Origin of the sequence: Candidatus Chloroploca asiatica (assembly GCF_002532075.1) — a bacterium.
GTDB classification, from domain to species: domain Bacteria; phylum Chloroflexota; class Chloroflexia; order Chloroflexales; family Chloroflexaceae; genus Chloroploca; species Chloroploca asiatica.
In genome coordinates, this window is record NZ_LYXE01000182.1 from 31,150 (window position 1) to 43,910 (window position 12,761).

Consider the following 12,761-nt stretch of genomic DNA (forward strand, 5'->3'; position numbering starts at 1 on the left):
CCCAAGCCCGAGGGCCGGGGCTTCAGAGGACGAGTCAACCAGGTTGGCAGGCACCGCCACCAACCTCGACGGTAGTCACCAGAAGGAGCACACAATGAGTAACGCGGTGCAGGCCCCCCTGGTCTCCAGCACCGTCTTCGACCTTGCCAGCATCGCCCCTTACCAGCGTCTGACCGAAGATGCCGAGCATATGCCCGACGGCATCCATGTGTTCGGTGCCGCGTTCCTGCATCGTGATCTGGCATTGCAACTGCCGATGCACGAGCAGTACATCATCACCGGCCCGCTGCAGGCAGTGGTCGATCTGCGCGGCACCCTGGGCCGCCCGTTCCACACGACGCTGCGGCCCGGCACGATCCACATTGTTCCCCGCGGCGAGCCAGCGGCATACCACTACCGGTGCCAGGAGACGCCGACCATGGGCATCATCGATGGCTCCATTGCCCAGACCCGTGACATGGAAGATACGCTCTGGCACTGCGGCATCACCGAGGGCAACGATATGAGCATCGCCGTTCAGTTGCCCCTCGGCGGGCAGCAGGATGCCACGCCCGCGCAGTGGGAGGCGACGACCCGCCTATTCGATGAACTCATCGCACATTTCGGCATGGCAGGGCGCCGTAGCGTCCTTGGCCACCAGGAGTGGTCGGATAATATTTGCCCGGGACCCAAGTTGATGCCTCGCCTACAGTTCTGGCGGGACAATGAGCAATTTGTCGAGTTGGTCAAGGCGGATAAGTCCCAACAGCCTCCGCCTCCGTCGGCGGACGGGCCGGAACAATCTTTGCGCTACCTTGTCATATTCGATGAGTTGCACGTCCGCGCCGAACCCAGCGTCGATGCGGTGGTTATCATGACTCTGCGCCAGGGCGAAACCCTGGTGGCAAACGGGCTCGTGAGCGGCGAAACCCTTGGCGACAGCGCTAACTGGGTGGCTCTGGCCGACCCGCAGGGCTTCGTCCACGAGCATCTCCTGCGCCCTCTTGAGCAGGGCTAGCTTCGATCACGCCGCAATCGTAGGCTCTACCACGGCTAGTCAGGGGTGGGGGATGCCTCCACGTTGTGCCTCCCCACCCCTATGCGAGAGCGTACTGGACTGGTGCAGCCCGCTGGTCTGCCGATCCCTGCCGCTGATCGCAGCGCAGACGGCGCGCTGGTGCGGCGCTGGAGCCTGGCGACCGGGCTGGCTACCCCGGCCAGTGAGTTGCCCGCAAACACGACGATCTTCATCTACCTGCGCCTGCTCGACGGTGCCGGCAACCCGAGCGAACGTGTGCTGACGCAGCAGATCACCCTGCCCACAGTGACTCTGCCCACCGTAATGCTGCCGCTGGTACGGCGGTAGATCGTCGCGCACCTTAGCGCAGACACCCCCGTAAGGCCGAAGCACGCGCCCACCAGCACCCCGTCAACCAGCCCCCACCCCCGGTGCGCGTGCTTCGGCCCACCCACCCTTGCCCCCCCCACGCCCCCACACCCCGCACGCGTGCTTCGGCCCACCCATCCTCGCCCCCGCCACACATCCAGGGCTACGCTGAAAATGGGGGAACCACGTTCCCCCATTTTCAGCGTAGCCCCCGCCACAGACCAGCACGGTACGTTATAATACCAATGAGCGTTGGTCACCCTGCGTACACCAAACCACGTTGAAAGGAGCCACCTATGAGCCGTTTGCTTGCCCGGCTGTTGCTGGCGCTGAGCCTCATTCTGGTGGGTCTAGGTTGGCCTGCGCCCAGGGCCAATGCTGCCGTTAGCATCGTGGTTGATCCAAGTGCCGGGGATGCTGACAACAATAGTGATGGCAAGTGTTCGCTCTACGAGGCGTTGCAGGCCATTGCTGACCAGGGCGTCTACCATCAGTGCGACGCCAGCGGTAACGGGCCATATGCGATCAGTTTCAGCACCCCTGGCCCGCTTCAATTGAGCGATCCTTTGAAGGATTTGCCCAGCATTAGTGCCGATCTTCTGATGATTGGCCCGGTCACCATTGTGGGACGACCCGAGGGAAACAGCCCGATCTTTGTGATCAATGGCGGTGGCAGCCTGAGTCTTACCAACTTGACGCTGACCAAAGGCGCGCCAGCCATCCGGGTCGCCATTGGTGGCACGCTCAATGCAGCCGGGGTCAGTTTTCTTGATAATGTCGCCACCGTTGGCGATGGCGGGGCCATTCGCAGCGAGGGGGCCCTGCAGATTGCCGGGAGCCTGTTTACGGGCAATGGGGCCGATGGCAGCGATGGCGGCGGCGCGATCTGGGCGGCCGGCAGTGATCCGGCTCGGATTGCCGGGTCGATCTTTTCGGGTAATCGGGCCTTGCGCAGTGGTGGCGCAATCTATGCGATCGCGCCGCTTGAACTGACCGATGTGATCCTTGATGGCAACCTGGCTTTCGCCAGCGATCCCAATAACAATGGGGTCGAGGGCGATCCCGGTGATAACTATGATGCCCAGGGCGGCGGCGCACTCTATGTGCGGAACAATGGGGCCAACCCGGATGCCGCGCGCCTTACCCGGGTGATCATGACCGGCAATCTGAGCCTCCGTGGCAATGGTGGTGGCTTGCATGTCGCCCCCAACAGTGCCGTCACGGTGCGTGATAGTGTGCTGAGTGGCAATATCGCTGGTTCGCCTGGCAATGATCGCCGGGGTGGGGCCGTAGCCAATTTTGGCGGCCTGACGACCATTGTGCGCAGTGTGCTGCTCAACAATCTGGTGACGGGCAGCGGTGGTGCAATTGCGAACAGTGGCGACTTTGGTCTGAGCCTCGCTAATGTGGAATTGACCGCCAATGCAGCGACTGCCAATGGCGGCGGGCTGTTCAATGAAGACCCTGGCGGCGGCGCTGCTATTGTGGATCTGCGCAACGTGACGATCACCGCCAATAGTGCCGGAGGCCAGGGGGCGGCGCTGTTCAACCAGCCTAGTGGCACGCTGCGGTTGGTGAATACGGCGCTGGTGGGCGGCTGCGCGGGGGGAAGCCTTACCTCGCTCGGCCATAACCTGGATGATGGCAGCAGTTGTGGGTTGAACCAACCCGGCGATCTGAGTGCGACCAGCGCGAGCTTTGAGGCGCCGAGTTTCAATGGCGGCCCGCTCAGTCCGATGCTGACCAGCCGTCCAACGGGGGCCAGTCCGTTGCGTGATGCGGGCGATCCGGCCACTTGTGCCAATCCACCGGTTGATAACCAGGATGTGCGGGGTTTTAGTCGCCCCAAAGGCAACCGCTGCGATATTGGGGCCTTCGAACTCCCTGCCCCGGCCCCGGTAACGAGCCTGACCCCGCTGCCACCCGGGCCGCTCAATTTTGGCAATGTGACGGTGGGCAATAGCCAGCAACTGAGCATCGAGCTCTCTAATACGGGCGATGCTCCGCTCACGCTGAGCACGGCGCAGCTTAGTGGGCTAGCTGCGGCAAGCTTTAGCGTTATATCGAGCATCCCGCTCACGCTTGATCCGGGCACGAGTGGCAGCCTGAATCTGGCTTGTGCGCCAACAGGGACACCGGGGCTGCGTAGCGCGACGCTGAGCTTGAGCAGTGACGACCCGGCTCAGCCGACCCTGAACTATGTCTTGAGTTGCAACGCCGTCGCCGCACCGACGCCTGGTTTTGCGAGCAATCCGGCGGCTCCTGGCCCGCTTGATGTTGGCCAAGCTCTGGTGGGTGGCAGCCGTGACCGCAGCCTGAGTCTTCGTGAGGTTGGCGGGGCGAGCCTGACGATCAGTGGCCTCAGTCTGGGTGGGCTCAATCCCGGCGATTTTAGCCTGGTGGGCTGGAATGGCAATGATCCGATCACCATCCCTGATGGCGGTGCGCCGATGGATCTTGGCCTGCGCTGCACGCCGAGTGCGCCGGGCCTGCGTGCCGCCACGCTCAGCATGAGCACCAACGACCCGCAACAACCCACGGTCACTTTCGACGTGAGTTGCCAGGGCGTGCGTCCACTGCAACCACCGCTGGCCCCGTTCGCCCTTGGGCAGGCCGGCACCGGGGCCAGCAGCGGGCCGCACGGGTTGGCGATCAGCCCCGATGGCCAGCACCTCTATCTGGCAGCCCAGACCGGCGACCGCTTGATCATGCTGCGGCGCAGTCCCAGTGGGGCGTTGCAAGTCGGGGCCACCTACCAGCACAATGCAACCCTGCCCGAAGGCACGCTGCGCCTGGACGGTCCGCGTTATGTGGCGGTCAGCCCTGATGGGCGCAATGTGTATGTGACAGCTAGTGCCAGCGACACTGTCACCGCTTTTGCGCGTGAGACAACCACCGGGTTGCTGACCCTGATTGATACGGTGCAGCAGGGTGATAGCTATGGTTGCCGCGTGCGCCCGCCGCCCCAGGCCATCGAATGTGCCGGCACGATCAGCAGCCTCGATAATCCCCAGGGCCTTGTGGTTAGTCCCGACGGGCGCCATGTCATCGTGGCGAGCGCCACCGGCCACCTGACCGTGCTGAGCCGGGCAGAGAATGGCGGTCTACGCGGCCTCTTCCCCACCGGGCCGCGCTTTGTGATGAGCCTGAATCGTAGTGAGTTGGCCGGGGCACGCGGGCTGGCCATCAGCCCAGAGGGGAGCAATCTCTATGTAGCGGGCTATACCAACAATCAGTTGGTTGGCATTACGCGAAACCCGGCCAACGGCCACCTCAGCTTCAACGAGGCCCTGAATGATGGCGGGAGGATCGCAGGGCTGGACGGCATCTTTGGGGTGACGGTCAGCCCCGATGGTCAGCACGTCTATGCGGCCAGTCAGCGCGCCAATGCGGTGGCCGTCTTCCAACGCAATCTGGCCGAGCAAGGCCGCTTGCGTTTCCAGGAAGTCTGGCGTCAGGGTGACACGGTGCTCGATCCCCAAACCGGTGGCCCACGCACGCTGAACGGGCTGGCGGGGGCACTGTTTGTGGCGGCCAGTACCGATGGGCGCTATGTCTATGTCAGTGGCGAGAGTGCCAATGGGATCGCGGCGTTCGCCCGCACGCCGGATGGTACACTCCAGTTTGTGCAAGCCTTGGTACGCGTGCCTGCCAGCGGGATCACCACCGGCCCCTTCCTGGGCGCGGCGCGCGGGCTGGCCGTTGATCCGCAGGGCGACCAGTTGTTTGTCGCCAGTTTTCGCGATAATGTGGCGCTGACCCTGGGGCCGGTCAATCCGCTGCCCGCCCTCGAGAGTCTGTTGCCCGCATCCGCCCCCGTTGGCAGCCCCGCGTTGAGTCTGCGCGTGCTCGGTGAGGGTTTTGCGGCGGGGGCGGTGGTGCGTTGGGCCGGCAGCGATCTGCCCACCGAGCGGCTTGGATCGGGCGAGCTACGGGCCACCGTGGCGGCCAATCTGCTGAGCAGCGCCGGCAATGTGGCCGTGACGGTACGCAATCCTAGCCCGGGCGGCGGCGAAAGTAGCGCACGCAGTTTTGTGGTGAGTGCCGCCCAGGCCAATCCGCTGCCCGCGCTGGCGAGTCTTACGCCCACGAGCCTGCTCGCGGGCAGCGGGTCAGTGCGGATCAGTCTGCAAGGCAGCGGCTTCATCCCCAGTTCGCACGTCGAGTTGAATGGGCAGCAGCGCCCAACGAGCTACCGCGGGCCAGAACTGCTCGACGTTGACCTGAGTGCAGCCGATCTGGCCCAACCGGGGGCACGGGGCCTGCGGGTCGTCAACCCCGGGCCGGGCGGCGGCACCTCAGAGGTGCTTACCCTGAACGTGGGCAGCCCCAGTGCGCCACCGCCACCAGGCCTGATCAGCCTGAGTCCTGCCAGTGTAGTCGCCGGAGCGGGAACCGGTCTTGAGCTGAACCTTCGTGGCAGCGGGTTTGTCGAGAGCACGCAAGGTCAGTGGAACGGGAGCACGCGTCCAACCCGGCTGATCAGTGCAGACGAAGTCGTGATCAGCCTCTCGGCGGCCGATCTGCTGACACCGGGGGCCGGCGAACTACGGGTGCGCAACCCCGACGGCCAACTCTCCAACGGACTGAGTTTCAGCATCGTGGCCCCGGGCAGCAACCCACGTCCGAGTGTGCAGGGCCTGCTTGGTCTGGGGCGCAATGGTGAGCTACTCATCGTGACCTTGGCGGGCAGCGACTTTGTACCGGGGGCGATCGTACGCTGGAACGGGGTCAGCCGCGCTGCCACCAACGTCACCCCAACCACGCTCCAGGTAGCCTTGCAACCCGAAGACGCGCGGAGCTTCGCCCTGGTTCGTGTGATCAATCCAGAGCCGGGCGGCGGCGAGTCGGCAGCGATCGTCGTGCATATCCCGACCGCATATCTGCCGCTCGTGCGGCGATAAGTTTGCTCGCTGGCTAACCCGTGCGCAGCCGGCCTTTCGCCGACTCGCTCAGGCTACCAAGGTGGCCTGAGCTCCGCAGGAGCCGAGCCGTTATGGTTTTTCAGTAAATAATCCGCTATGCGTGGCACCGGCTAGACCTCACAGATCTTTCGTTTCGGCGCGCCTGCCCAGCGGGGGAGGGCGGCCTTTCACACAAGGTCTGGTCGAGCGGATTAATTTCTGGAAGACCATGACGGCGACGGTCGAAGCTTGACATACGCCACCGGCGGGCGTAAGATAATCACAAGCCGCAGAGACGTGAAAGGGTATTCCATGACCACAGTGATCATCAACGATGTCCCGATGGAGGCCAAGGTCGGCGAGCGAGTGCTGAATGTCGCCCGGCGCAATGCCGCGCACATTGGCTTTGTCTGCGACAACAACGGCCTCTGCCAAACCTGCCGCTGCCAGGTGCTCGCCGGTGCCGATCAACTCAGCCCGCCCAGCGAGATCGAGCGTGCTTGGCTCAGTCCGGCCCAGCTCGATGACGGCACGCGCCTGGCCTGCCAGACAGTGATCCGCGGCACGGGCGAGATTCGCGTCGAGAGCTTCGCCGAGACCCTGCGCCGCATGGCTCTGGCGGTCATCAGCCCGCCCCAGGGCACCGACCCGGTCAGCAACCTGCTCGGCCTTGGCAGTCGCCTGGTGAGCCGCGTCTCCGAACAGGTTGTCGCCCTGCCCACCGGCCTGCCAGCGGTGATCGAGCGCAACGGCCTGCGCCGCTCGCTACTCTTCATCCGCGACGGTGGCCGCTATCTGGACGATCTGCAGCGCACCGCCGAGCGTATGCGCACCGGCGCCGAGCGCCTGGAGCGTCGCCGCCTTACCGCAGACGAGTAACGCGCCCACCCCACGGCCCGGCGAGCGCTCCCCTGGCGCGCCCGTCCTCAGCGCCCGCCAGCCGGCGGGTGCTCTCTATTGGTCGTGTCCGCGATCCGCTGCGTCGGTCTGCGCAACGCAACTGAGGGCGAGCCTCCAGTCTGGTGGCACGCGCCAAGGCACGCCGTGCCATGGGGGCGCTACCCGCGTGCCACGCTCGCCGATTTTCTGGCACTTCCGCCCGAACTGATCCGGCTGCCGAGCGAACCCTAACTCTACCCCTTTACCGTCGACATCCTGCTCTCACTCAGTCGGGATGCACCCTCCTGGCATTGACAGGAAAACCCTGACCTGGAACACACCATTTGCCTGCTACCTTCTTCTCAAGCCCAGAATTATACTTAAGTTGCGCTACAAGCTTTGATCCAAGCACAAGCAGTTATTCTCCTCACCTTCGTCAACCTAATTCATCGGGGCAGTTTGCGCTAGCTATGTGCGGGCCACCCGCACGCTCCGTATCCCCAGGGTGTGCCGAAAGCAAAGGCGCGTCAGAATGGCGTTTTACCTTTGATTATGCGGTAGATGTGATGAAATACCTTACTTTTGCCTTCATCTTTGTCCTCATCCTCCCGCTCACCATCCTCGTGAGCGGAAGGATGAGGCTGGTTGTTGCGGATGGGCCATCAGATGATGTGATGATGTCGCTGACTAAGGATTGCGAACCACTACCATCGACGCTGACCTGTGAACCACTACCATCGACGCCGACCTGTGAACTACCACCATCGACGCCGACCTGTGAACTACCACCATCGACGCCCACTGACGAGCCTGCTCCCACGCCCACTGACGAGCCTGCTCCCACGCCCACCGACGAGCCTGCTCCCACGCCCACCGACGAGCCTGCTCCCACGCCCACCGACGAGCCTGCTCCCACGCCCACTGACGAGCCTGCTCCCACGCCCACTGACGAGCCTGCTCCCACGCCCACTGACGAGCCTGCTCCCACGCCCACTGACAAGCCTGCTCCCACGCCCACTGACGAGCCTGCTCCCACGCCCACTGACGAGCCTGCCCCCACCACATCGCCCACCACGTCTACCGCAGTGCCGTCACCTACCCGCACCCCAGTACCGTCACCCACCGGAGTGCCGTCACCTACCGCAGTGCCATCGCCCACCCCCACCGACGAGCTATCACCTCCCGCCACCGTAGTGCCGTCACCCACCGTCGTCCCGTCACCCACCCGCACCGCAGTGCCATCACCCACCCCCACCGTAGTGCCGTCACCTACCCGCACCGCAGTGTCGTCACCCACCGCAGTGCCATCACCCACCGCAGTGCCGTCAGCCACCCGCACCGCAGTGCCATCACCCACCGCAGTGCCGTCACCCACCGCAGTGCCATCACCCACCGCAGTGCCGTCAGCCACCCGTACCGCAGTGCCGTCAGCCACCCCCACCGACGAGCTATCACCTCCCGCCACCGGAGTGCCGTCGCCTACCACCGTAGTACCGTCAGCCACCCGTACCACAGTGCCATCACCCACCGCAGTGTCGTCACCCACCCGTACCGCAGTGCCGTCACCCACCCGTACCGCAGTGCCGTCACCCACCCGCACCGGAGTGCCGTCGCCTACCGCCGTAGTACCGTCAGCCACCCCCACCGCAGTGCCATCACCCACCGCAGTGCCATCACCCACCGCAGTGCCATCACCCACCGCAGTGCCGTCACCCACCCGTACCGTAGTACCGTCACCTACCGCAGTGCCGTCAGCTACCCGCACCGGAGTGCCGTCGCCTACCACCGTAGTGCCGTCGCCTACCACCGTAGTACCGTCACCCACCCGTACCGCAGTGCCATCACCCACCGCAGTGCCGTCGCCTACCGCAGTGCCGTCACCTACCGCAGTGCCGTCGCCTACCGCAGTGCCGTCACCTACCGCAGTGCCGTCACCTACCGCAGTGCCGTCACCTACCGCAGTGCCGTCACCTACCGCAGTGCCACCGCCTACCGCAGTGCCACCGCCTACCGCAGTGCCATCGCCTACCGCAGTGCCGTCGCCTACCGCAGTGCCGTCACCTACCGCAGTGCCGTCACCTACCGCGTTGCCTACCGCAGTGCCATCACCCACCCCCATCGATGAGCTCTTACCTCCACCCATCGCAGTGCCGTCGTCCACCGCAGTGCCATCACCCACCCCCATCGATGAGCTCTTACCTCCACCCATCGCAGTGCCGTCGTCCACCCCCACCCAGGTAGCCTCTGCACCTCCGAACATTATGCCGACTGCAGTACCAACTGAGGAAGCGTTACCAACGGCAATTTCCCCACCCACCGAAGAGACGACTCCGACAACCTTATTGCTCATCCCTGATGTCCCAGCGATATCAACGCCGCAGACAATCCCGACGCTTGCAACGGGAGGGCAACCAACCTCCGAGGCGTTTACCCCCTCGGACTCGGGCAGAGGCCCAGATAATCCCGACATCGCGGTCAGCTTACCCTACACAGGGCTTGGACACACACGCCCAGGCTATCCTGGTCTCTATGTGCTTGCTGTGAGTCTCATTATGATCGGAGCACTGCTACTATGGTGGCGGCGTTAATCCACAAGCAGGAGTATTGCGCTCTGCACCACCCCACCCTGCTTGTGTTGTTGGTTGCGCTGCCGGTAAGCCTGCATTTGCCAGGATCTACCACCCTCGTCATTAGGGTGCTCAGCCCTGCTCACCCCAAGGACAGTCCAGACAACCTCACCTCAGCATCGGCAGGGCTGAGTACGGGTAACGTCAGGCCGCGAGCCCGTTGTTCGGCCTGCGGTAAGAGGTGAAGGTCGGTCGCCGGGTGGTGGCGAAGAATGGCGAACAATTCAGCCGCCTGATCCGTTGCCCCCCGCGCAAGCAACAGATTAGCCCAGCCATACACGGCGTCGAGCAGGACAGACGGCGCTTGGGTCGTTCGCGCAAGGTTCAACGCCTGCGCTAGCGTGGTTTCCGCAGCCTCATGCTGCCCAAAGGATAACTCGGCCATACCAAGGATGCGCAACGCGAGCGCCTGATTGCGCTGATCACCGAATGTTTCGGCAAGACCAACGGCTTCCTGGGCGAGTTTCTGTGCCGTAAGGGCCTGATCCTGGATGAGCGCGATTTCAGCCAGGTTGTAGAGCGCGACCATACGGACACTCTCGTTGTTGAGTTCAAGACAGAGCTCAGCGCACGCCTGGTAGTATGTGAAGGCCTCGGCATAGTTCTGTTGCTGGAAATAGGCCAGCCCCAGGTTATTGAGAAAGTGCGTTTCGCCACGCCGATCGCCGATGGTGCGAGCGAGTTCTAACCCCTCCCCCAGGGTCGTCAAGGCTTGCTCAACTCGGCCCAGCCGTAACAGAAGTGGACCCAGATTGGCGAGTGGCTTTACGATCTGACGGTTGTCGCCAGTACGACGATACACCTCCAGGCTCCGCTCGTAGGCTATCAATGCTTCCTGGCTGCGCCCACGCGCGGCATAGAGGATGCCGAGCAGGTTGGCAGCAAACCCCGCAAGATCCTCCGGTAAAGCGTCGTGAGACGCTTCGCAAGCCTCAATCGCTTCCAGGAGCCGCCCGAGCCGTAAGATCAGGGCGGCATAGTGAACATTCAGGCGGCTGCGAAGCGCCGGGGTCGTCACCGTCGCGAGCGCACGACGAAAGAGCAACTCTCCTTCGGCATACCGACCCTGGCCTTCACAGAATTTGTGGATCGGTTCAGCGGCAGCCTCCAGCCACTTTTCATCAGGTTGGGTACAGGCATACTCCCATGCAACCCGCAGGTTCTCAACGTTGGCGGCGAGACACTGCAAAGCGCGGACGGTCGTGTCACCTCCCGATAAAAGCCGATTCTGGGTGCCGAGCATGGCCCCAAAGTGTGCAAGCTGTGCCGCGTGAGCCTGTGCCTGCAAGGTGGGCTGCGCCGCTAATTCGTGCAAGGCAAATTGCCTGACCAACTCGTGCATGGCCAAGGTGGAAGGCGTCGGTCGCTGCAACAAGGCATGATGCAGCAGCAACGTCACGACCTCGGGCCGGGCTCCACTGACGGCTGCCGCCTGTTCCTCGTCGAAATGGCCGCGCAAGACCGCCAGTTGCGCCAGAACCTGCTGCGCCCCAGGGGTGAGCAGATGCCACGCAAAGGCAATGATTGCCCGTAAACTCAGTTGCTTCGCAGGAAGATCACGATACACCCCACTCAGTACCTCACTGTCTTGCGCCACCTGGCTCACAATCGCGTGCAGTGGGTAACCCTCGATCCATGCCGCTGCAAGCTCAAGCGCGAGCGGCATTCCTCCGGTCAGCCGGATCAAATCCTCAAGCGCCACCTGGTCAAGCCTCGGATCATACCCGGGCTTGATACGCTCGACACAGGCACAAAAGAGCGCCCCTGCCGCTTCGGGATCAAGTCCTTCCAGCACAAACACTGTCTCGCCACGCATCGCCAGACGCTGGCGTGAGGTAACCAGCAAGGTCAACCCCGGTGCCGCCCTGAGCCACTCGTTGAGCAACAAGGCATGCTCGTGAACCCCCTCGAAGCCATCAAGGATCACCAGCAGTTCGCGTCCTTGTAGAGCCGCAAGCAGGGTTGTCTCGAGCGGGACACCGGCCGTCAAAGGGACATTGAGCGCCGTCGCGACTGCCGCTAACAGGCCGGGGGCATCAGTGGAACCCTCCAACGAGACGTACCAGACTCCATGCAAGAAGGCATGGCGCAAGATCGCGGCGATGTGCAGGGCAAGCCGCGTTTTGCCCATCCCCCCCAGGCCTACCAACGTGACAAGGCGCGTGGAAGGATCGAGTAGAAGCCGTTGCAACTGGCGCTGTTCAGCAGCACGCCCCACCAGTGGGGTCAGCACCTGCGGCAGATTATCCCGCGAGGCCAGGCCCCGCGCCCACTGGATCTGTTCGGCTAGGCGGCTTGTCTCAGGCATCGGCGGAACGCCAAGTTCACGGTCGAGTACCAGCACGCACGTTTTGTACTGTGCCAGCGCCTCGGTGTAACGCCCCGCTCGCGCCAACGCCAACATCAGCGTACGGTGCGCCGTCTCATGCCACGGCTCAATTTCAAGCCAGCGATAGAGGGATGGCACGGCGCGCACTGGCTCGCCACTGCGCAAACAAGCCTCGGCAAGCCGTTCACTGACGGCAAACAGAGCTAGACGGATCCGCTCACGGGTCGGGCCAAGCCACTCATCAAAGAGCGTGGCTCCACTGAGGGTCAGGTCGTGCAGGAAGTCACCCTGCCACAACGCAACCGCCACCTCAAGCTCTTCGAGCGTTGCCTCCGGCTCATGGGCAAGCGTTTGCAACGCGAGCGCATCGACCCTCACTGGCAGATCTGCCGTAAGCGCTACTGTTGTACGGCCACTCTCCAACACCTCGGGGAGCAGGTTATTCAGCGTGTAGAGCGCCATCCGCAGGTTTGACTGCGCGCGCGCCGCTGGCATATCCCCCCACAAGAGGGCTGCTAACCGTTCACGCGCATGGGGCCGTCGTTCGAGCGCGAGGTAGGCAAGCAACGCAAGATTTTTGCCCGCAGGAAGATCCGTCAGCGGTACACCGTCAAACAGAATCCGGGTCGGCCCAAGCAGATGCAAGACAAGCATAA

The 12,761-nt window shown here is 63.6% G+C and carries 7 protein-coding genes; 5 read left to right on the top strand and 2 right to left on the bottom strand.

Translation table 11 applies throughout. The annotated features are described in order from the left end of the window. Nucleotides 1–94: 94 nt before the first annotated feature. From A9Q02_RS21430 to A9Q02_RS21445, 4 genes are all read left to right on the top strand, one after another. Nucleotides 95–997 carry an N-acetylmuramoyl-L-alanine amidase gene (locus A9Q02_RS21430; RefSeq protein ID WP_097655116.1) on the top strand — a complete coding sequence of 301 codons (903 nt, stop codon included), beginning with the start codon at nt 95–97 and terminating at the stop codon, nt 995–997. 81 nt (nt 998–1,078) lie between these two features. Next, nucleotides 1,079–1,345, top strand: coding sequence for a hypothetical protein (locus tag A9Q02_RS21435; RefSeq protein WP_097655117.1), 267 nt, complete (start codon nt 1,079–1,081; stop codon nt 1,343–1,345). Nucleotides 1,346–1,662: 317 nt separating this feature from the next. Beyond that, complete coding sequence (locus tag A9Q02_RS21440; RefSeq protein WP_097655118.1) at nt 1,663–6,270, top strand: choice-of-anchor D domain-containing protein; 4,608 nt, start codon at nt 1,663–1,665, stop codon at nt 6,268–6,270. Nucleotides 6,271–6,582: 312 nt separating this feature from the next. Continuing rightward, nucleotides 6,583–7,149 (top strand): 2Fe-2S iron-sulfur cluster-binding protein, encoded by a 567-nt coding sequence (locus tag A9Q02_RS21445; RefSeq protein WP_097655119.1) that lies wholly within the window; start codon nt 6,583–6,585, stop codon nt 7,147–7,149. Between the two features lie 550 nt (nt 7,150–7,699). On the opposite strand, the gene A9Q02_RS21450 is transcribed toward A9Q02_RS21445, so the two are convergent. Beyond that, entirely contained in the window at nt 7,700–9,409 is a 1,710-nt protein-coding gene (locus tag A9Q02_RS21450; RefSeq protein WP_141509115.1) for a hypothetical protein, read from the bottom strand. Between the two features lies 1 nt (nt 9,410). On the opposite strand from A9Q02_RS21450, the gene A9Q02_RS23970 reads away from it, so the two are divergent. Then, nucleotides 9,411–9,737: a hypothetical protein gene (locus A9Q02_RS23970; RefSeq protein WP_141509117.1), complete on the top strand. Its 327-nt coding sequence runs from the start codon at nt 9,411–9,413 to the stop codon at nt 9,735–9,737. A 121-nt stretch (nt 9,738–9,858) separates the two neighbouring features. On the opposite strand, the gene A9Q02_RS21455 is transcribed toward A9Q02_RS23970, so the two are convergent. Continuing rightward, entirely contained in the window at nt 9,859–12,759 is a 2,901-nt protein-coding gene (locus A9Q02_RS21455; protein WP_097655121.1) for an ATP-binding protein, read from the bottom strand. Nucleotides 12,760–12,761 lie beyond the last annotated feature (2 nt).